16 protein-coding genes are annotated in these 21,082 nt (G+C 71.1%); 14 read left to right on the forward strand and 2 right to left on the reverse strand.

Going from position 1 to position 21,082, the window contains the following annotated elements:
• Positions 1–122 precede the first annotated feature (122 nt).
• From AB0B50_RS12395 to AB0B50_RS12420, 6 genes are all read left to right on the forward strand, one after another.
• Complete coding sequence (locus AB0B50_RS12395) at positions 123–2,387, forward strand: MMPL family transporter (protein WP_362329108.1); 2,265 nt, start codon at positions 123–125, stop codon at positions 2,385–2,387.
• On the forward strand, positions 2,356–2,922 hold the full coding sequence (locus AB0B50_RS12400; RefSeq protein ID WP_362329110.1) for a GNAT family protein: 567 nt from the start codon (positions 2,356–2,358) through the stop codon (positions 2,920–2,922). The genes AB0B50_RS12395 and AB0B50_RS12400 overlap by 32 nt, the downstream gene beginning before the upstream one ends.
• A 36-nt stretch (positions 2,923–2,958) precedes the next feature.
• Positions 2,959–3,621 (forward strand): hypothetical protein, encoded by a 663-nt coding sequence (locus tag AB0B50_RS12405; protein ID WP_362329112.1) that lies wholly within the window; start codon positions 2,959–2,961, stop codon positions 3,619–3,621.
• A gap of 200 nt (positions 3,622–3,821) precedes the next feature.
• Entirely contained in the window at positions 3,822–4,037 is a 216-nt protein-coding gene (locus AB0B50_RS12410) for a hypothetical protein (protein WP_362329114.1), read from the forward strand.
• Between the two features lie 67 nt (positions 4,038–4,104).
• Positions 4,105–7,203, forward strand: a complete 3,099-nt coding sequence (locus AB0B50_RS12415) for an AAA family ATPase (protein WP_362329202.1) — start codon at positions 4,105–4,107, stop codon at positions 7,201–7,203.
• A gap of 80 nt (positions 7,204–7,283) precedes the next feature.
• A complete protein-coding gene (locus AB0B50_RS12420) occupies positions 7,284–7,532 on the forward strand; it encodes a DUF6191 domain-containing protein (protein ID WP_362329116.1) in 249 nt (82 codons plus the stop codon).
• A gap of 257 nt (positions 7,533–7,789) precedes the next feature.
• Here the strand turns inward: AB0B50_RS12420 and AB0B50_RS12425 are convergent, their stop codons facing one another.
• Together AB0B50_RS12425 and AB0B50_RS12430 are read right to left on the reverse strand one after the other, a co-directional pair.
• Positions 7,790–8,926, reverse strand: a complete 1,137-nt coding sequence (locus tag AB0B50_RS12425) for a PQQ-dependent sugar dehydrogenase (protein WP_362329204.1) — start codon at positions 8,924–8,926, stop codon at positions 7,790–7,792.
• 257 nt (positions 8,927–9,183) lie between these two features.
• Positions 9,184–10,203, reverse strand: coding sequence for an aldo/keto reductase (locus tag AB0B50_RS12430; RefSeq protein WP_362329118.1), 1,020 nt, complete (start codon positions 10,201–10,203; stop codon positions 9,184–9,186).
• A gap of 119 nt (positions 10,204–10,322) precedes the next feature.
• Here AB0B50_RS12430 and AB0B50_RS12435 point away from each other — a divergent pair, with 119 nt between their 5' ends.
• From AB0B50_RS12435 to AB0B50_RS12470, 8 genes are all read left to right on the forward strand, one after another.
• Positions 10,323–11,276: a 2-hydroxyacid dehydrogenase gene (locus tag AB0B50_RS12435; RefSeq protein WP_362329120.1), complete on the forward strand. Its 954-nt coding sequence runs from the start codon at positions 10,323–10,325 to the stop codon at positions 11,274–11,276.
• Between the two features lie 387 nt (positions 11,277–11,663).
• Complete coding sequence (locus AB0B50_RS12440) at positions 11,664–14,648, forward strand: EAL domain-containing protein (protein WP_362329122.1); 2,985 nt, start codon at positions 11,664–11,666, stop codon at positions 14,646–14,648.
• 235 nt (positions 14,649–14,883) lie between these two features.
• Entirely contained in the window at positions 14,884–16,731 is a 1,848-nt protein-coding gene (locus tag AB0B50_RS12445; protein WP_362329124.1) for an acetolactate synthase large subunit, read from the forward strand.
• Positions 16,732–16,760: 29 nt separating this feature from the next.
• The gene (ilvN, locus tag AB0B50_RS12450) at positions 16,761–17,288 is read left to right on the forward strand and encodes an acetolactate synthase small subunit (protein WP_055700890.1); all 528 of its coding nucleotides are present in this window, start codon (positions 16,761–16,763) and stop codon (positions 17,286–17,288) included.
• A 130-nt stretch (positions 17,289–17,418) separates the two neighbouring features.
• Entirely contained in the window at positions 17,419–18,417 is a 999-nt protein-coding gene (gene ilvC / locus AB0B50_RS12455; protein ID WP_362329126.1) for a ketol-acid reductoisomerase, read from the forward strand.
• A 293-nt stretch (positions 18,418–18,710) separates the two neighbouring features.
• Positions 18,711–20,303, forward strand: a complete 1,593-nt coding sequence (gene serA / locus AB0B50_RS12460) for a phosphoglycerate dehydrogenase (RefSeq protein ID WP_362329128.1) — start codon at positions 18,711–18,713, stop codon at positions 20,301–20,303.
• Between the two features lie 180 nt (positions 20,304–20,483).
• Entirely contained in the window at positions 20,484–20,738 is a 255-nt protein-coding gene (locus tag AB0B50_RS12465) for a hypothetical protein (RefSeq protein ID WP_362329130.1), read from the forward strand.
• 153 nt (positions 20,739–20,891) lie between these two features.
• Positions 20,892–21,082, forward strand: a 191-nt coding sequence (locus AB0B50_RS12470; RefSeq protein WP_362329132.1) for a PHP domain-containing protein, incomplete at its 3' end; no start/stop codon positions are given.

Genomic DNA, 21,082 nt, shown 5'->3' on the forward strand with positions numbered 1-21,082 from the left:
GTCAAGGTGTCTGCGGCGCTCAAGTCACCCCTTAAGTCGCCACTCATGCGTTCTTTGCGGGCTGTTCGTCGCATCACGGCTGTTCCCGGTAAAGATCCACGAACCATCCAGGGAGCCAGCCCGTGGCAGCACTCGCACGGTGGTGCGTCAGGCACCGCCTCCTCGCCGTCCTGCTCTGGCTCGTCGCGCTCGGCGGCGCCACCACCGCGGCCGCCGTCGCGGGATCCGCGTACTCGAACGACTACGAGGTCCCCGGCACCGAGTCCGGTCGCGCGACCCAGCTCCTGAACGAGGGCTTCCATGGCCTCGGCGGTGACAGCGACACCGTCGTCTGGCACACCGGGTCCGGCACCTCCGTCCGCGCGGCCGACGTCGAACAGACGATGACCGACGCCCTCGACAAGATCGCCGAGATGCCGGCCGTCGCCTCCGTGACCAGTCCGTACGACGCCAAGGGCGCGGGCCAGGTCAGCGCGGACGGCCGCACGGCCTACGCCACCGTCACCTTCCACGAGCAGGCCGACGACATCGCCGAGGCGGACGCACAGGCCGTGGTCGACACCGCCAAGGCCGCCGAGTCCACCGACCTCCAGGTCGAGCTCGGCGGCACCGCCATCGGCCTCACCGAGTCCAAGAGCGCCGAGGTCGCCGAGATCGTCGGGGTCGCCGTCGCCGCCGTCGTGCTCTTCCTCGCCTTCGGCTCGCTCGCCGCGTCCGCCCTGCCCATCGCCACCGCGCTGGTGTCGGTCGGCACCGCGTACGCGGGCATCGTGCTGCTCGGCCACGTGATGACCGTCGCCGACTTCGCGCCGATGCTCGGCACCCTGATCGGCCTCGGCGTCGGCATCGATTACGCCCTGTTCATCGTGACCCGGCACAGAAGGGGCCTCAAACGCGGCCTGTCCGTGGCCGTCGCCGCCGAGCGCGCCGTCGCCACCACCGGGCGCGCCGTCGTCTTCGCGGGCGCCACCGTCTGCATCGCCCTGCTCGGGATGCTCATCCTGCGGCTCAGTTTCCTGGGCGGCGTCGCCATCGCCGCCTCGCTGACCGTCGCCTTCACCGTCGCCGCGTCCGTGACCCTGCTGCCCGCGCTGCTCTCCTGGATCGGGTCGCGCGCGCTCGGCCGCCGCGAGCGCCGAAGGCTCGCCGAGCACGGGCCCGAACCGGAGGTGCCGACCGGGCTCGCCGCCCGCTGGGCCGCCTTCGTGGAGCGCCACCCCAAGCTGCTCGGCGGCATCGCGGTCCTCGTCATGGCCGTGCTCGCGCTGCCCACCTTCGCCCTGCACCTGGGCACCTCCGACCAGGGCAACAACCCGGCGTCCAGCACGACGCGGCAGGCGTACGACCTCCTGGGCGACGGCTTCGGGCCGGGCGTCAACGGCCCCCTCACCCTGGTCAGCGAGGTCTACGGCGCGGGCGACCACACCGCCCTCGACGACCTCGCCGGCACGCTGAAGTCGACCGAGGGCGTCGCCTCCGTGAGCCCGGTGACGTACGACGAGAGCGGCCGCACCGCCTTCCTCACGGTCGTCCCCGACTCGGCCCCGCAGTCCGAGGCGACCAGCGAACTCGTCGACCGGCTGCGCGGCGACGTCCTGCCGAAGGCCGAGGCGGACAGCTCCCTGGACGTCCAGGTCGGCGGCGTCACCGCGAGCTACGACGACTTTGCGGAGATCATCGTCGGCAAGCTGCCGCTCTTCGTGGGCGTGGTCATCGGGCTCGGCTGCGTCCTGCTGCTCCTGGCCTTCCGCTCGATCGGCATACCGCTCAAGGCCGCCGCGATGAACGTCGCCGCCGTCGCCTCCGCCTTCGGGATCGTCGTCGCGATCTTCCAGTGGGGCTGGGGGAGCGAGCTGCTCGGGCTCGGCAGGGCGGGGCCGATCGAGCCCTTCCTGCCGGTGATCATGGTCTCGGTCCTCTTCGGGCTCTCCATGGACTACCAGGTCTTTCTGGTCAGCCGGATGTACGAGGAGTGGCTGGAGACCGGCGACAACCGGCGGGCCGTCCGCGTCGGCCTCGCCGAGACGAGCCGCGTGATCAACTCCGCGGCCGTGATCATGATTTCGGTCTTCCTCGCCTTCGTCCTCAGCGGCGACCGGGTCATCGCGATGTTCGGCATCGCGCTCGCGGCGGCCGTCGCGCTCGACGCGTTCGTCCTGCGCACCCTGCTCGTACCGGCGCTCATGCACATGCTGGGCGGCGCCAACTGGTGGCTGCCGCGCCGCCTGGACCGCCTCCTGCCGCGCATCAGCATCGAGCCGCCCGAATGTCGTTCGAACGCGCGCGGCGACCGTGCGAAGATCCCGGGACAGCGGGACGTACATGAAGACGTCCCAGGCGGGCTGAAGGAGCAGGATGTTCGCGATATCGCTGGGCGAGGGCGCTGAGCTGCGGCCATTGGAGCCGTGGCAGGCGCAGGAGTTCCTGGAGCACGTCGAGCGGGCGCGGGAGTACGCGGGGCCGTGGGTGCCCTTCACCGCGACCGTGACGGACCTGGACTCCGCACGGGCGCACCTCCAGACGTACGCCGACAAGCAGGCGTCCGACACCGGGCGCTTCTACGGCATCTGGCTGGACGACAAGCTCGTCGGCGGCGTCCTCTTCCGGATCTTCGACACCAGGGTCGAAGGATGCGAGCTCGGCGTCTGGCTGGAGCCGTCGGCCGCCGGGCGCGGCCTGGTGAACAAGGCCTCGCGCATCCTCGTCGACTGGGCCGTGGACCAGCGCGGCATGCACCGCGTGGAGTGGGTTGTCTCCTCTCTGAACGAGCGCAGCAAGGCGGCGGCCAAGCGGCTCGGATTCACCAGGGACGCCGTGCTGCGGGAGAGTTTCCCCTGGCAGGGGACGCGGCACGACATGGAGGTCTGGGCCGTCCTCGCCCCGGAGTGGCGGGCGGCGCGGGACGCACGCGACGCGCGTTAAGACGGCTCTCAGACTCCGTCCGTACGGTGCGGAGCCATGGGTACTAAGACTGATGACGCGGCCGGGGCCAAGGGCGCGGCCGAGACCGAGGAAGCGACCGAGGAGGGCGGCCCCGAGGACGCCGTCGGTACCGGGACGGACAAGGGCGCGGACCTTGCCAAGGACGCCACGTCCGGTGCGGCCGCGGAGGCCGAGACCGAGGCTTCAAACGAAGCCGAAGCCGAAGCCGAAGCCGAAGCCGACGTCGAGGGCGAGGGCGACGCGGAGCTCGACGCCGCGCCCGCCGCGCCCGCCAAGTCCACCGGAGTCGGCCAGGGCGCCGCGGCCGTCGTCTCCGTCGCGCTCGGCGTGATCGGGCTTTCCGGGGGGTGGCTCGGCACGATCGCGTCGGCCAAAGAGACCCTCGTCGGGAACATGGAGAGCCAGCAGGGCTCTGCCAGTCTCGCCACGACGATCCAGGCCGTGTACGGCGATGCCTGGAAGGCCACTGCGCTGGTCGCGGGCGTCTTCGCCCTCGCGGCCCTGGTCAGCGGCTTCCTGGTTCTGGTCAAGCCCCTGTTCGGCGCCCCCGGCCAGGAGCAGGCGACCTGGATCAAGTCCGTGGCCTGGGCGGGTGTCGCGCTCGGTGTGATCGGACTGATCCTTGCCGTCGCCAAGTACTCGAACCTGCTGATCACGCTGCCCTCGGCGCCGTCCTGAGCCGACCCGTTCACACGCCTAAGGCAAGGGCGGGGCAGGGGCTAAGGCCCCTGCCCCGCCCTTCGTCGCACCTAAGGCCCCCACCCCCCTTCAGATGCGGCACTCGCCCGATGTGGACGACCCCCCTGGGAGACGAGAGTGGAGACATCGCAGAGAGCGATGGGAACCACCGAGAACCACAACAACCCAAGGGGTACGAGATGTTCGAGTACGAGATGCACCAGCTCCGCGCCGCCGACCTGGGCCGGGAGGCCGCCGACGGCCGACTGCTCCGCGAGGCCCGCACGGTCCGCGCCGCCGCCCGCCGCTCGGCCGGCCACGAAGCCGAGGGGCAGGTGAGCAAGCCCCTCGGGAAGGTCATCGGCAAGACCCTTGGAAAGACCTTCGGGAAGACCCGCTTCACACGGGCCGCCTGAGGTGAAGGGGCTGGCGCCGGTGACCGCTCCGCGGATATCGGGTGCCGCGCGGCCCGCGCACTGTGCGATGCTCGCGGCTGTGGAGACCAGGTCCGTCAGCCCGGTGTTCGTCGGCCGAGCCGACGAACTGGGCGTACTGAACGAAGCGCTCGCCCGTGCCACGGGAACCCCTCTCGGCCTCGCCGAGGCAGAGGGCCCCGGTCCGGGCGAGCCGCAGGCGTTGCTGCTCGGCGGCGAGGCGGGTGTCGGCAAGACGCGCCTCGTCGAGGAGTTCACCGAGGCCGCGCAGCGGCAGGGCGCCGTCGTCGCGGTCGGCGGCTGCGTCGAGATCGGCGCCGACGGCCTGCCGTTCGCCCCGTTCGCCACCGCTCTGCGCGCGCTGCGCCGGCAGCTGCCCGACGAGCTTGCCGCCGCGGCGGAGGGCCAGGAGGAGGAGCTCGGTCGGCTCCTTCCCGAGCTGGCGGCCCCCGCCCCGCACGGCCACGGCACCGCGGGCAGGTCCGACGAGCAGGGCATGGCCCGTCTCTTCGAACTCACCGCCCGCCTCCTGGAGCGCCTCTCCCGCGACCGCACGGTCGTCGTCGCCCTGGAGGACCTGCACTGGGCCGACGCCTCGACCCGCAACCTCCTCGCCTATCTCTTCCGCACGCTGCGCGGCGGCCGCCTCGTCCTCCTCGCCACCTACCGCGCCGACGACATCCACCGCCGCCACCCGCTGCGCCCCCTGCTCGCCGAGCTGGACCGGCTGCGCACCGTGCGCCGCATCGAACTCGGCCGCTTCAGCAAGCACGAGGTCGCCCGCCAGATGGCCGGGATACTCGCGGCCGAGCCCGAACCGTCCCTGGTGGACGACATATTCGACCGCTCCGACGGCAACGCCTTCTTCGTCGAGGAGCTCGCCGTCGCCTCCCACGGCGGCAGCTGCGCGGGCCTGACGGACTCCCTGCGCGATCTGCTCCTGGTCCGCGTCGAGGAACTGCCCGAGGACACCCAGCGGGTCGCGCGGATCGTCGCCGAGGGCGGCTCCACCGTCGAGTACGAACTGCTCGCCGCGGCGGCGGGGCTCTCCGAGGACGACCTGATCGAAGCGCTGCGGGCGGCCGTCGGCGCCAACATCCTGCTCGCCTCGCCGGACGGCGACGGCTACCGCTTCCGGCACTCCCTGGTCCGCGAGGCGGTCAGCGACGACCTGCTGCCCGGCGAGCGCTCCCGCATCAACCGCCGCTTCGCCGAGGCCCTGGAGGCCGACCCCTCGCTCGTCGCCGCCGACCAGCGCGCCACCCGCCTCGCCACCTACTGGTACTACGCGCACGACGCCGCCAAGGCCCTGCCCGCCGTCCTCGGCGCCTCCGTCGAGGCCCGCCGCCGGCACGCCTACGCCGAGCAACTGAGGCTGCTGGAACGGGCCATGGAGCTCTGGGACGCCGCCCCCGAGGCCGTCCGCGAACAGCTCCGCCCCGCCGACTACGTCGAGGGCTACCCCGCTTGCGGCTGCGACCCCGCCACCGCGCCGCTGCGCTATCTCGACCTGATGGCCGAGGCCACCGTCGCCGGACGGCTCTGCGGCGAACGCGACCGCGCACTGAAGATCACCAAGCGCGCCCTGCGCCTCCTCGACGGCGAGAACGACCCCCTCCGCTCCGCCTGGTTCTGGGTGGCCCGCTCCCGTCTCGTCTCCTTCCTCGGCCGCGGCGACGGCTGGGAGGAGATCGCCAAGGCCCAGGAGCTGATGCGCGGTCTGCCGCCCTCCGAGGTGCACGCGGACGTCCTCGTGCACGCCGCGTCCTGGGGGATGCTGCACGACCCGGGCGCGGAGACCCTGGCCGCCGCCGAACGCGCCGTCGAGTACGCCCGCATGGTCAAGGCCGACACCATCGAGCTCAACGCCCGCCTCACCCGCGGCGCCCTCCTCATCGAAGCGGGCGCCCCCGAGGAGGGCCTCGCCGAGATGTACGAGGTCAGGGATCGCGTCGTCCGAGAAGCCCTGGTCTCGAACCTGAGCCGGGCCCACATCAACCTCCCCTCCTCCCTGGAGGGCGTCGGCCGCTCCGCCGAGGCCGTGCGGGTCGCGATGGAGGGCATCGAGTTCTGCCGGAAGTACGGCCTGGTGGACACCGAGGGCTGGGTCTGGGCCAACGCCGCCGAGTCGCTGATCTCCCTGGGCCGCTGGGACGAGGCGGCCGAAGCCGTCGCCCACACCCAGCGCTGCGTGACCAGCTCGAAGCCCCGGGTCTCGGCCGCCGAACGCACCGCGCGCATGGCACTCTTCCGCGGCGACCTCGCCGCCGCCACCCGCCAGATGCAGGTCGCCCACCAGCACCTCGGCACCCATGATCCACAACCTCAGTACCTCCTTCTGCTCTTCCGCATCGCCCTCGGCATCGCCGCCGGGGAGGGCCGCGTCCTGGACGGCCGCGCCGAGCTCGAACGCGGCCTCGCCACCGGCCTCCCCGTCGGCACCTACAAGTACGGCTGGCCGCTGGTGCTCGCCGCCGCCACGATGGAGGCCGACGCCCGCGGCCTGCCCGTCGCCGAGCCCGGACGCCCCGCCGCCGTCGAACAGATCCGCAAGGCCGCCAAGGCCCTCGCCACCCCCATCCCTCTCTGGCGCGCCTACGACGAGTGGACGCGCGCCGAACTCCTGCGCTCCGAAGGCCGCGACGGCCCCGCCGAGTGGTCCGCCGTGGTCGCCGCCCTCGAACCCCTCGACCGCCCCTTCGACCTCGCCCAGGCCCGCTTGCGCCTGGCCGAGTCCCTGCTCGCCCCGGACACCACCGACCGCGACCGCGCCGCCCAACTGCTGCGCCAGGCAGGCGAGGTGGCACAGCGGCTCGGCGCCCGGCCGCTCGCCGACTCCATCACCGGACTCGCCCAGCGGGCCCGCCTCACCCTGAACCCCACCGAGGCCGCGCCCGCACCCGCCGCCCCCGCCGACCCGGCGGAGGCGCTCGGCCTGACCAGCCGGGAGCGGGACGTCCTGAGGCTGGTCGCGGTGGGCCGCAGCAACCGCCAGATCGCCGAGGAACTCTTCATCTCCCCGAAGACGGCGAGCGTCCACGTCTCCAACATCCTCGCCAAGCTGTCCGTCACCGGCCGTGGCGAGGCCGCTGCCCTCGCCCACCGCCTGCGGCTGTTCCCCGCGGGAGACCAGCCGGTGGCCGGTTGACCTGCGCTCTTGCGACCCCGGCCGGTTTCCGGCGACCTCGCTTACGCTTGACGGCAGGATCTCGGCTCTTGGGAGGCGGAGTGTTCAACGCGATCGAGGCCCTGTTCTCGCCGGGGCGCAAGCACACCGACGACGAGCAGAAGCGCCTGGAGATGACCCGCGTCGACCTCGCCGACGGCGATCCCGGCCGGGGGCCGATCGATCTGACGTCGGGCAAGGTGGTCGTACGCCCACCTGTCCCGTCCCCGCGCACCGACGAGACATCGAGCCCCGACGACACCGGCGACGCGGAGCCCTCCGAGGGCGCCCGATCTTCCGGCGAGGCATAGCCCTCCGGCAGCTCACGCGGCGTTCCGGTGACACCCGGCCTTCCGGCGACCCCCGGCCTTCCGGTGATGCCCGGCCTTCCGGCGAAGCCCGGCCCCGCTGACGCGCGGCTCTCTGGCGACGCCCCGCCTTTCGGCGGTCCCCGCTTCCGGCGACGCACGGCCTCCCGGCGACACCCGGCTCTCCGGTGGTGCCCAGCCCTCCGGCGACGCCCCGCCTTCCGATGGCGCACAGCCCTCCACCGCGTCCGGCCGCTGAGTTACTTCACCTCCACCTCCAGGATCTTGTCGTCGCCCTTCTCCGGCGTCCCCCGCGAATCCGTCTCGCTCGTGACCAGCCAGAGCTTGTCGCCGCCCGCGGCGAGCACCGTGCGCAGGCGGCCGTGCTCGTCGGTCAGGAAGTCCTGCGGCTTCGGCTCGCCGTCCACGCCGCGCACCGGGATGCGCCACAACCGTTTGCCGCCGAGGGCCGCCATCCACACCGAGCCCTTGGCATGGGCGACGCCACTCGGTGATGCCTCGGAGGTCTTCCACACGGCGACCGGGGCGTGGAAACCCTCGTCGCCGTCGCCCTTGCCTTCGACCTCCGGCCAGCCGTAGTTGTCGCCGGCCTTGATCTCGTTCAGCTCGTCCCAGGTGTTCTGGCCGAACTCCGAGGCCCACAGCCGCTTCTCCTCGTCCCAGGCGAGGCCCTGGACATTGCGGTGGCCGTACGAATACACGGGGGAGTCGCCGAAGGGGTTGTCGGGGGCCGGCTCGCCGTCGGGGGTGAGGCGGAGGATCTTGCCGCCCAGGGACTCCTTGTCCTGCGCGAGGCCCGTGTCGCCCGTCTCGCCCGTGCCCGCGTACAGCATCTTGTCCGGGCCGAAGGCGATCCGGCCGCCGTTGTGGATCACGCCCTTGGGGATGCCCTTGAAGACCGTGTCGGGCGCGCCCAGTTGCTCGCCGGAGGGCTTCTTCTCGTCGTAGAGCATGCGGGCGATGCGGTTGTCGGACTCCGTCGTGAAGTACGCGTACACCATGTGGTCCGATGCGTACGAAGGGGAGAGCGCGAGGCCCATCAGGCCGCCCTCGCCGCCGGGGGAGACGCCGGGGACCGAGCCGAGCTCCGTCTTCTCGCCCGTCCGGCCGTCCACCCGGGTGATCGTCCCCTCGTCGCGCGAGGAGACCAGGAGGTCGCCGTCGGGCAGGGCGGCGAGGCCCCACGGGGACTTCAGGTCCGTCGTGAGCGTGCGCGTGACCTTTGCGGAACCCTTCTCCGGTGGGGCATCGGCGCCCGGCTTCCCGGTGGGGGACTGGGTCGACTTCTCGGGCTTCGTCGGGCTCTTGCCGTTGTCCGGTTCGTCCCCGCCCCCGGACGAACATCCGGCCGCGAAGACAAGGGCGGCAGCGGTCAACACGGCCGTAACAGCAGGTCGTTGCACGATCAGGATCCCTTCGACGCAGCGCTTCTACAGTTCATACACCGCTCGCGCCCCGCAGGTTCCCAATCCTCCGCCACGAGATCGCGCCCCGCAGCTCGCGGGAAGCAGCCCCCTCGGCCCCGGCCCCGCTCACCCCCCCAGCCCCGCTCACCCCCGGCCCCGCTCACCCCCGGCCCCGCTCAGCTCCCGGCCTCGCTAAGTCCCCGGCCCCACTCAGTCCCAGGCCCCGCTCAGTCCCACGACCCCAGCGCCGCCGGCAGTGCCGCGATCTCCGCCAGGTCCTGCGCCGTCAGCCGCACCGCCGCCGCCCCGGCGTTCTCCACCGCCCAGCGCTCCCGCTTCGCCCCGGGAATCGGCACCACATACCGCCCCTGCGCCAGCACCCACGCCAGCGCGACCTGCGCCGGAGTCGCCCCGTGCCGCTCCGCCACCCGGCGCAGCCCCACCACCAGCGGCTGGTTGGCTGCCATCATCTCGGCGGTGAAGCGAGGGTGCCGGGCCCGCAGGTCGTCCGGCTCGAAGCCCTGCCCGGGCGTCAGCGTGCCGGTGAGGAAACCATTCCCCAACGGCATCGCCGCGAGGAGGCCGACCCCGCGCGCCACACACCACGGAAGCAGCGAGTCCAGCGCCTCGGGCGACCACACCGACAGCTCGGCCTCCACCGCGCTCACCGGAAAGACCTGCTGCACCCGCTCCAACTGCCGGATCGTCAGGTCGTGCAGCCCCGCCACGGGCCGCCCCGGCACGGTACGCCGATGAGCGCGCGCCCCCACCGCGCACAGCCCCAGCGCCCGCACCTTCCCGGCGGCCACGAGCTCGGCCATCGCGCCCCAGGTCTCCTCGATGGGCACCTCGGGGTCGGCGCGGTGCAGCTGGTACAGGTCGATGGTCTCCGTCTGCAGCCGCCGCAGCGACGCGTCGCAGGCCCGCTTCACATAGCCGGGGCGGCCGTTGGCGACGATGTGCTGCTCGCCCACGAGCAGTCCGCACTTCGTCGAGACGAACGCCTCGGCACGCCGCTCCTTCAGCACCCTGCCGATCAACAGCTCATTGGTGAAGGGCCCGTACATGTCCGCCGTGTCCAGCAGCGTCCGACCGTCGCCACCGGCGGCGTCCAACGCGGCGTGCACGGTGCGCAAGGACGCGTCGCCCCGCTGCCGCGAGCCGGTGTAAGCCCAGCTCATCGGCATGCACCCGAGTCCGACGGCGCCCACTTCGAGCGCCCCCGCGCCGATCGTCCTGCGGTCCACCTGGCCGTGCCCTCCCCACTCCTCGTCCGGAGATCATCCAAACTAACCGCTGCCGCCGCGGCCCCGAGCGCTGCCTCCCCGACGGCGGTGTGCCGCTGGTCCGCACTAGCCTCCTGGCCATGACGACAGACGTATGGCTTCCGTTCGAAGCGCATGACATCCAAGGGCTCCCCGACGCGTCGGAAGCGGGGCTCGACTACCGCTTCTGGGACGGTGGCCCGGACTTCCCCGCGGACCCCGCCGACTGCGCCTTCTACGTGGTGCCCTACATGAAGAGCACGGAGATCGCCGTACGCCCCCTGTCCGCGATGACGTCCGTGCGCGTCGTACAGACACTGACCGCGGGCATCGACCACGTGGAACCCGGGCTCAAGTTCCTGGCGCCCGGTGTGCAGTTGTGCAACGCGCGCGGGGTGCACGAGACCAGCACCGCCGAGCTCGCGCTCGCCCTGGTCCTCGCGTCCCTGCGGGGCATCCCGCGCTTCGTGGAGGGGCAGCGGCAGGAGGAGTGGCGGTCCGGTTTCTACCCGGCGCTCGCCGACAAGTCCGTGCTCATCATCGGTTACGGATCGATCGGTTCCGCCATCGAGGACAGGCTCACCCCTTTCGAATGCGCGCGGGTGGCGCGCGTCGCGCGCTCCGGCCGTGCCACGGAGCGCGGTCCCGTGCACCCGCTCGCCGAGCTGCCCTCCCTGCTGCCCGACGCGGACGTCGTCATCCTCTCCACGCCGCTCACCGAGACCACGCGCGGCCTGGTGGGAGCGGACTTCCTGGCCCGCATGAAGGACGGCGCGCTGCTCGTGAACGTCGCCCGCGGCCCCGTCGTCGACACCAAGGCGCTCGTCGCCGAACTGGAGTCGGGGCGCATCACCGCCGCCCTGGACGTGACCGATCCGGAACCGCTGCCCGCAGGTCACCCGCTGTGGCACGCTCCCGGAGTGCTCATCAGTCCGCACGTGGGCGGATCATCGTCCGCGTTCCTGCCCCGCGCCAAGCGCCTGCTGGCGGCGCAGCTGACCGAGTACGTCGCCGGACGGCCACTGGACAACGTCGTGCTGACCACGGGCAGTTGATCAACCGGAGTCGCTTTGTGCACGCTCCGCACTCGCATGCGTGCGCCCCGTGTCCGCTTCTCGTCGGACAGTCACGCAGCGTAGAGAAGCTATGTCCCTGAGTGACGAGACTGGTGTATCGTCCCGACAGGGGATGCGCCGTGGACCCGTTCGGCGCAGGGGATGAGACATCAGACTGCGAGGGGGGCGACGGGCGATGCACGGCCTATGGGCGAACGATCCGACGCGGCGGGACCGCCGCCGGCGACTCTCACGCGCACCGGCCCGCAGACGCAGGCACGGCGGGAGCCGCACGAGCGGTCGGCGCCGGACGCATCAGCGCCAGTGCCGGCCAGGCCGGCGCGGGGGCCGGACGGACACGGGGGCGGCGCGGAGCAGGGCGGCCCGGTGAGCGCCCGCCCGTCCTCCACCGCCGTCCTCGAAGGGGGCCTGGCGACGGCACCGCTGCCGCCCGGGGCGCCGCTGACCAGGCGTCCCCTGCCCGGTGGCCGAGGCCTCGTCTCCCAGCTGGTGCTGCTGCTGATCTGTGGTGCGTACGCCACAGGCTCGGCGCTCGGCTGGGGATCGGACCGACTCGCCCTGATCATGGGCGACTTCGGGCTGAGCGTCGCCGCCGCGGCCGCCGCGATCTCCTGTTTCCGCTACTCCCGCACACGCCGCAGCCGGTTTCGACCCGCATGGCTGCTGTTCGCGCTCTCCTCCGCGATGGCAGCGATCGGCAACGCGGTATGGGGTTGGTACGAGGTCGTCCTCGAACGCCCCGTGCCGAGCCCCGGCCTCGCCGATCTCTTCTTCCTGTGCTTCGCCCCGCCCGCCATCATCGGTCTGCTCGTGCTCGCCAAGCGCCCGGTGACGAAGGCGGGTTGGGTCTGCCTCGCCCTCGACTCCTGGCTGATCGGGGGCTCGCTCCTCACGCTCTCCTGGAGCCTGGCCCTCGCGCACACCGCGCAGTTCGAGGGTCAGAGCGTCGCGCACGCCGCGCTCTCGCTCGCCTATCCGCTCCTCGACATCGCGCTGGTCAGCATGGTCCTCGCGCTGCACTTCAGACGGTCGTCGGCCAACCGCACCGCGGTGAACACCGCGATCGGCGCGCTGGCCCTGACCGTCATGTGCGACGCGCTGTTCACCTCGCCGCTGCTGCACGCCAGCTACCGCTCGGGCCAGATGCTGGACGCCGGCTGGTTCGCGGGCTCGCTCCTCCTCGCGTACGCCCCCTGGGCCGCCCCCTGGCACGCGCGCGGGGCGTACGGCCAGGCCCACGCACGCGTGCAGTACGACAGCGTGCCCGAGGAGCAGCAGCGGGCCGCCGCGACCCGTCCGATCGCCGGATCGCTGGCCGCCCTCACGCCGTATCTGGCCGCCGCCGTCTGCACGTTGGGGATCCTCTACAACGTACTGAGCGGCCGCAGCGTCGACCGCGTCGTGCTCTTCACCGCGGGCACCGTCGTGCTCGCGCTCGTGGTGCGCCAGGGAATCATGCTCCTGGACAACATCACGCTCACCCAGGAGCTGGCCCAGAAGGAGAACCACTTCCGGTCCCTGGTGCAGGGCTCCAGCGACGTCATCATGATCGCGGCGCCGAACGGCATCCTCCGGTACGTCAGCCCGGCCGCCGCAGGGGTCTACGGCCGCGACGCCGAAGAGCTCGTCGGCTCCGAACTGGCCTCGCTGATGCACCCGGAAGACCTCGGCCGGGTCGTCCACGAGGTCCGCAGGTTCCTCGCGGCCAACCCCGTCGAGGAGCCGACCACTCGCATCGAGTGCCGCTTCAAGTCCGGTGACGGCGACTGGCTGAACGTGGAGTCCACCGTCAACCGCCACCAGGGCGGCCTGATCTTCAACAGCAGGGATGTCACCGAACGGGTCCGCCTCCAGGCGCAGTTGCAGCACAACGCCGAGCACGACCCGCTCACCGACCTGCCCAACCGCGCCCTGTTCACCCGGCGCGTGGGCCAGGCGCTGACCGGCCGCCGAGTGACCGACCGCGGCACGGCCGTGCTCTTCATCGACCTCGACGGCTTCAAGGCCGTCAACGACACCATCGGACACCAGGCCGGTGACGAACTGCTCATCCAGGCCGCGCGCAGACTTCAGGAGGCGGTGCGTTCGGGCGACACCGCCTCCCGGCTCGGCGGCGATGAGTTCGCGGCCCTCATCGTCGGCGACGGGACCAGAGACCAAGCCGCGAGAGAACAGCACATCTTCGAGCTCGCCGACCGGCTGAGAATCACCCTGTCCCAGCCTTACGCCATCGACGGCAACGACGTACGCGTCGCGGCGTCCATCGGCGTGTCCTTCGCCGAACCGGGCATCGGCGCCGGGGAGTTGCTGCGCAACGCCGACCTCGCGATGTACCGCGCCAAGGCCGCGGGCAAGGGCCGCGTCGAGCTGTACGCCCCCCAGATGCAGGCCGACGTCGTCCGCAAGGCGGAGCTCGCCACGCGGCTGCGCGCAGCCCTGCACGACGGCGAGTTCGCGCTGCTCCACCAGCCCGTTGTCTGCCTCGACGACGGCCGGATCACGTCGGTCGCGGCACAGGCCCGCTGGCGCTCGGCGCAGGGCATCCTCTTCACGCCCGCCGAGTTCCTGCGGGTGTCCGAGGGCGGCGAGGGCCAGGACGGCGACCGCGCCACCGAGCTCGGCCGCTGGATGCTCGAAGAGGCCGTCGAGCAGGCCGCCGAGCGCGGCCGCACCGGCCACGCGGTGCCTGTCGCGGTGCGGATGAGCGCGCGCCGCCTGCTGGACCGGTCCATGCCGCTCGGCTCCATCGAGGCGCTCCTGACCCGGCACGGCCTGCCCTCCGGCGCGCTCGTCATCGAGCTCGCCGACAGCGACCCCCGGGTGTCCCTGGACGAGCTGGAGCGCCGTCTGACGGGCCTGCGCCGACTCGGCGTACGCATCGCGCTCGACGGCTTCGGCAGTGGTTACGCGGCGATCACGGCCCTGCGTCGGCTCCCCGTGGACGTACTGAAACTGGACCGCAGCCTCATCGAGGGCGTCGTCGAGTCCGCGCGGTTGCACAAGATCACCTCAGGGCTGCTGCGCATCGCCAACGACCTGGGGCTGCTCTCCGTGGCCGACGGCGTCGACCTGCCCGAGCAGGTGGTCGCCCTGCGCGCGATGGGCTGCACGCACGGGCAGGGCATGGCGTTCTCCGGGCCCTTGGACGAGTACCGGCTGCGCCGGGCGCTCACGATGGGCGAGTACCCGGTGCCGCGCTGCCCGGCCGAGCCGGTGTTCGCGGGCGGCCCCCCGGGGGCGTACGGAGGCGGTCCTTCGGGGGCCTTCGGAAGCGCCCCTTCAGGGAAGTACACAGGCGGCCCTTCGTCCTTCGCCCGCTCACATAATGAGACCCCCGTCCCACCTACTTGACAGGTGCTGCGTGCCGGGGGGAGGGTCAATGCCATGCGCACCCGAATTCTCGTACTTGGAAAGCGCGTCGGCTGAAGCTGGGACTGACCGGTCCGGACACCGGAATCCCCAGCGACCGCACCCGGCGCGCTCCCCTCGCTTGCCTCATGGCACGAGGGGTTTTTTGTTGCACTGGCACCTGCCAAACCCCCGCAAAACCCCCGCAAAAACCCTCAGCTTCGAGAAGAGAATGCCGATGACCGAGCAGGCCACCGGGGCCCACCATCCGCAGCCGCGGCCCCGATCCTCAGGACAGCACTCCGCCCCCGTCGAGCACGTCACGGGTGCGCAGTCCCTCATTCGTTCTCTCGAGGAAGTCGGGGCCGACACGGTGTTCGGCATTCCCGGCGGCGCCATCCTTCCCGCGTACGACCCGATGATGGACTCCACCCGGGTGCGCCACGTCCTGGTCCGCCACGAGCAGGGCGCGGGCCACGCCGCCACCGGCTACGCGCAGGCCACCGGCAAGGTCGGTGTCTGCATGGCGACGAGCGGCCCCGGTGCCACCAACCTGGTCACCCCGATCGCCGACGCCCACATGGACTCCGTCCCGATGGTCGCCATCACCGGCCAGGTGTCCTCCAAGGCGATCGGCACGGACGCCTTCCAGGAGGCGGACATCGTCGGCATCACGATGCCGATCACCAAGCACAACTTCCTGGTCACCAAGGCCGAGGACATCCCGCGCACCATCGCGGAGGCCTTCCACATCGCCTCCACGGGGCGTCCGGGGCCCGTCCTCGTGGACATCGCCAAGGACGCGCTGCAGGCGCGCACCACGTTCTCCTGGCCGCCGCAGCAGGACCTGCCCGGCTACCGCCCGGTGACCAAGCCGCACGCCAAGCAGATCCGCGAGGCCGCCAAGCTCATCACCGCGGCCAAGCGCCCGGTCCTCTACGTCGGCGGCGGCGTCCTGAAGGCTCAGGCCACCGCCGAACTGAAGGTCCTGGCAGAGCTCACCGGAGCGCCCGTCACCACCACACTGATGGCGCTCGGCGCATTCCCCGACAGCCACCCGCTGCACGTCGGAATGCCGGGCATGCACGGTGCGGTCACCGCCGTCACCGCGCTGCAGAAGGCCGACCTGATCGTCGCCCTCGGAGCCCGATTCGACGACCGCGTCACCGGCAAGCTGGACAGCTTCGCCCCGTACGCGAAGATCGTCCACGCCGACATCGACCCGGCCGAGATCGGCAAGAACCGCGCCGCCGACGTGCCGATCGTCGGCGACGCCCGCGAGGTCATCGCCGATCTGGTCCAGGCCGTCCAGGCCGAGCACACCGAGGGCCACACGGGCGACTACACCGCCTGGTGGGCCGACCTCAACCGCTGGCGCGAGACCTACCCGCTGGGCTACACCCAGCCCGAGGACGGCTCGCTCTCCCCGCAGCAGGTCATCGAGCGCGTCGGTCAACTCGCCCCGGAGGGCACGATCTTCGCGGCGGGCGTCGGTCAGCACCAGATGTGGGCCGCGCACTTCATCGAGTACGACAAGCCCGCGACCTGGCTCAACTCCGGCGGCGCCGGAACGATGGGCTACGCGGTCCCCGCCGCGATGGGCGCCAAGGCCGGACAGCCCGACCGCACAGTCTGGGCGATCGACGGCGACGGCTGCTTCCAGATGACCAATCAGGAGCTCACCACCTGCGCCCTGAACAACATCCCGATCAAGGTCGCCATCATCAACAACGGCGCTCTCGGGATGGTCCGCCAGTGGCAGACGCTGTTCTACAACCAGCGTTACTCCAACACCGTCCTGCACAGCGGTCCCGAGGACATCGGCCCCAACAAGGGCACCCGCGTCCCGGACTTCGTGAAGCTGTCGGAGGCCATGGGCTGCGTGGCGCTGCGCTGCGAGCGCCCCGAGGACCTCGACAAGGTCATCGCCGAGGCCAACGCCATCAACGACCGCCCCGTCGTGGTCGACTTCATCGTCCACGAGGACGCCCAGGTCTGGCCGATGGTCGCGGCCGGCACCTCGAACGACGAGGTCATGGCGGCCCGGGGCGTCCGCCCCGACTTCGGCGACAACGAAGACGACTGAGACCGAGAGCGAAAGAGAGACCAAGAGTCATGTCCACCAAGCACACGCTCTCCGTCCTGGTCGAGAACACCCCCGGCATCCTCGCCCGGATCGCCGCCCTGTTCTCGCGCCGCGGCTTCAACATCGACTCGCTCGCCGTCGGCGTCACCGAGCACCCCGACATCTCCCGCATCACCATCGTCGTGAATGTCGAGGACCTGCCGCTCGAACAGGTCACGAAGCAGCTCAACAAGCTCGTCAACGTCCTGAAGATCGTCGAACTGGAGCCGGGCGCCGCCGTCGCCCGCGAACTCGTCCTCGCGAAGGTCCGCGCCGACAACGAGACCCGCTCCCAGATCGTCGAGATCGTCCAGCTGTTCCGCGCCAAGACCGTGGACGTCTCCCCGGAGGCCGTCACCATCGAGGCCACCGGCAGCAGCGACAAGCTGGAGGCCATGCTCAAGATGCTGGAGCCCTTCGGCATCAAGGAGCTCGTCCAGTCCGGCACCATCGCGATCGGCCGGGGCTCCCGCTCCATCACGGACCGCAGCCTGCGGGCGCTCGACCGGACGGCCTGAGACCGCGCGGTCCGAGGCCGCACGGCCTGAACCCGTCCCCGGGTCCGCCCGCATGGCGAGACCCGTGAACTTCCCTCACTGAACCCGCCGTACGGTGGGACGCAACACCAGCACACATAGGAGATTCCCAGTGGCCGAGCTGTTCTACGACGACGACGCCGACCTGTCCATCATCCAGGGCCGCAAGGTCGCGGTCATCGGCTACGGCAGCCAGGGCCACGCCCACGCGCTGTCGCTGCGTGACTCGGGTGTCGACGTCCGCGTCGGTCTGCACGAGGGCTCCAAGTCCAAGACCAAGGCCGAGGAGCAGGGCCTGCGGGTCGTCACCCCCTCCGAGGCGGCGGCCGAGGCCGACGTCATCATGATCCTGGTGCCGGACCCGATCCAGGCCCAGGTCTACGAGGAGTCCATCAAGGACAACCTCAAGGACGGCGACGCCCTGTTCTTCGGCCACGGCCTGAACATCCGCTACGGCTTCATCAAGCCCCCGGCCGGCGTCGACGTCGCCATGGTCGCCCCGAAGGGTCCGGGGCACCTCGTCCGTCGTCAGTACGAGGAGGGCCGCGGCGTCCCGTGCATCGCGGCCGTCGAGCAGGACGCCACCGGCAACGGCTTCCCGCTGGCGCTCTCGTACGCCAAGGGCATCGGCGGCACGCGTGCGGGCGTCATCAAGACGACCTTCACCGAGGAGACCGAGACCGACCTGTTCGGTGAGCAGGCCGTGCTCTGCGGCGGTACCGCCGCGCTGGTCAAGGCGGGCTTCGAGACCCTGACCGAGGCCGGCTACCAGCCGGAGATCGCGTACTTCGAGTGCCTCCACGAGCTGAAGCTGATCGTGGACCTCATGTACGAGGGCGGCCTGGAGAAGATGCGCTGGTCCGTCTCCGAGACCGCCGAGTGGGGCGACTACATCACCGGCCCGCGGATCATCACGGACGCCACCAAGGCCGAGATGAAGAAGGTCCTCGCGGAGATCCAGGACGGCACGTTCGCCAAGAACTGGATGGACGAGTACCACGGCGGTCTGAAGAAGTACAACGAGTACAAGACCCAGGACGAGAACCACCTCCTGGAGACCACGGGCAAGGAGCTGCGCAAGCTGATGTCCTGGGTCAACGACGACGAGTGAGGGTGCTCGGGTCCGGGGCTCTGCCTCGGGGCTCCGCCCCGGACCCCGCTCCTCCAGCGCCGGAGGGGCTGATTTCACCGTCGGCAGGGGCTGACGTTCGCGCTTGTCCGCGCTGTCCAGCCACGGATGGGTGATCCTTCCAAAGAGGCGCATGAGGAGCCCCGTAACGCCACTACACTGCTGTTCAACATTCGCGTCGGGCCCACAGCGTCGTGCGTCTTCCACGCGGCTAGCACCCTCCACCGCCTGCGGCCGTCGGGACGGCCGTCCGCATTGGACTTGTGAGGACCCACGTGAGCTCGAAACCTGTCGTACTCATCGCCGAAGAGCTGTCGCCCGCCACTGTCGACGCCCTGGGCCCGGACTTCGAGATCCGCCAGTGCAACGGCGCCGACCGCGCCGAGCTGCTGCCCGCCATCGCCGACGTCGACGCGATCCTGGTCCGCTCCGCGACCAAGGTCGACGCCGAGGCCATCGCGGCCGCCAAGAAGCTGAAGGTCGTCGCCCGCGCGGGCGTCGGTCTGGACAACGTGGACGTGTCCGCCGCCACCAAGGCCGGCGTGATGGTCGTGAACGCGCCGACCTCGAACATCGTCACCGCCGCCGAGCTCGCCTGCGGCCTGCTCCTGGCCACCGCGCGCAACATCCCCCAGGCCAACACCGCCCTGAAGAACGGCGAGTGGAAGCGCTCCAAGTACACGGGCGTCGAGCTCGCCGAGAAGACCCTCGGCGTCGTCGGCCTCGGCCGCATCGGTGCCCTCGTCGCGCAGCGCATGAGCGCCTTCGGCATGAAGGTCGTCGCCTACGACCCCTACGTGCAGCCCGCGCGCGCCGCGCAGATGGGCGTGAAGGTCCTCTCGCTGGACGAGCTGCTCGAGGTCTCCGACTTCATCACCGTGCACCTCCCCAAGACGCCCGAGACCCTCGGTCTCATCGGCGACGAGGCGCTGCACAAGGTCAAGCCGACCGTCCGCATCGTCAACGCCGCGCGCGGCGGGATCGTCGACGAGGAGGCGCTGCACTCCGCCCTCAAGGAGGGCCGCGTCGCCGGCGCCGGCCTGGACGTGTACGCGAAGGAGCCCTGCACGGACTCCCCGCTCTTCCAGTTCGACCAGGTCGTCTGCACCCCGCACCTCGGCGCCTCCACGGACGAGGCGCAGGAGAAGGCCGGCATCGCCGTCGCCAAGTCGGTGCGCCTCGCCCTCGCCGGTGAGCTCGTGCCCGACGCGGTGAACGTGCAGGGGGGTGTCATCGCCGAGGACGTGCGCCCCGGCCTGCCGCTCGCCGAGAAGCTCGGCCGCATCTTCACGGCCCTGGCCCAGGAGGTCGCGGCCCGTCTCGACGTCGAGGTGTACGGCGAGATCACCCAGCACGACGTGAAGGTGCTCGAACTGTCCGCGCTGAAGGGCGTGTTCGAGGACGTCGTCGACGAGACCGTCTCGTACGTCAACGCTCCGCTGTTCGCGCAGGAGCGTGGCGTCGAGGTCCGCCTCACCACCAGCTCCGAGTCGCCGGACCACCGCAACGTGGTCACCGTGCGCGGCACGCTCTCGGGCGGCGAGGAGATCGCGGTCTCCGGCACGCTGGCGGGCCCGAAGCACCTCCAGAAGATCGTCTCCATCGGTGAGTACGACGTGGACCTGACGCTCGCCGACCACATGGTCGTCCTGCGGTACGCCGACCGTCCCGGCGTCGTCGGCACGGTGGGCCGCGTCCTCGGCGAGGCGGGCATCAACATCGGGGGCATGCAGGTCGCTCGCGCCGACGTCGGCGGCGAGGCCCTTGCGGTCCTCACCGTGGACGACACGGTGCCGCAGCCGGTGCTCACGGAGCTTGCGGAGGAGATCGGGGCGGAGTCCGCGCGCGCGGTGGACCTCACGGACTAGGGGTCCTGCGGGACCACGGCTTCGGTTGCCGTAGGTCACCGGCTTCGCCGAGTTCGTCCTCAAACGCCGGACAGGCTGGAATTTTCCACCTGTCCGGCGTTTTGGCGTGCGGATTCGACGGCACGCCGAGGTGTGTGCCGAGGGCTGTACGCACGTCTTAGGCAAGCGTCGCAGGGTGCCTTGCTCGTCGAGGTCTTCATCGCGCTCATGAGGGACACGGCCGGTGTCTTCGAGGCCGCGCCGGGCGACAGGGGAGCGGGTGAGGCCGGTTCGTTCGAGCGCTTCGAGGGGACGCGGGCGAACGCCATCCGCTCGTTCCCCGAGTTCCGGGCCATCTGGACGCTGAACCTGGAGGTCATCACCCAGAGGGCTCGCCGCGATCTTCACCGGCATCGACGAGCGCCGAGCAGCTCACGGAGGGCCTGCGGCGCGTGATGGAGCGGGCCAACCCGCAGTAGGGAGAAGCCTGCTTCGCACAACCAGTGGTTGTGGTGGTGTCCTTTTCGTTGTTTGATCCCCGCTGTTGCGTGGGGATTGGATGTCGGCTCAGACAACAGTCTGTTGTGCCGAGTCCGAGGAGTAGCGGAAGTGTCCCGATCCTTCACGCACCTGCATGTCCACACTCAGTACTCGCTGCTCGACGGTGCCGCCCGGCTGAAGGACATGTTCAACGCGGCGAACGAGATGGGCATGACGCATATCGCGATGTCCGACCACGGCAATCTGCACGGTGCGTACGACTTCTTCCATTCGGCGCAGAAGGCGGGCGTGACGCCGAT

This window comes from Streptomyces sp. NPDC041068 (assembly GCF_040647455.1).
In the GTDB taxonomy this organism is placed as follows: Bacteria; Actinomycetota; Actinomycetes; order Streptomycetales; family Streptomycetaceae; genus Streptomyces.

Bases quoted from the DNA above. Each gene is read 5' to 3' on its own strand.
- AB0B50_RS12410 (WP_362329114.1), top strand. From the start codon at position 3,822: ATGTTCGAGTACGAGATGCACCAGCTCCGCGCCGCCGACCTGGGCCGG.
- AB0B50_RS12405 (WP_362329112.1), top strand. From the start codon at position 2,959: ATGGGTACTAAGACTGATGACGCGGCCGGGGCCAAGGGCGCGGCCGAG.
- AB0B50_RS12400 (WP_362329110.1), top strand. From the start codon at position 2,356: ATGTTCGCGATATCGCTGGGCGAGGGCGCTGAGCTGCGGCCATTGGAG.
- AB0B50_RS12435 (WP_362329120.1), top strand. From the start codon at position 10,323: ATGACGACAGACGTATGGCTTCCGTTCGAAGCGCATGACATCCAAGGG.
- AB0B50_RS12445 (WP_362329124.1), top strand. From the start codon at position 14,884: ATGACCGAGCAGGCCACCGGGGCCCACCATCCGCAGCCGCGGCCCCGA.
- ilvN (WP_055700890.1), top strand. From the start codon at position 16,761: ATGTCCACCAAGCACACGCTCTCCGTCCTGGTCGAGAACACCCCCGGC.
- AB0B50_RS12415 (WP_362329202.1), top strand. From the start codon at position 4,105: ATGCTCGCGGCTGTGGAGACCAGGTCCGTCAGCCCGGTGTTCGTCGGC.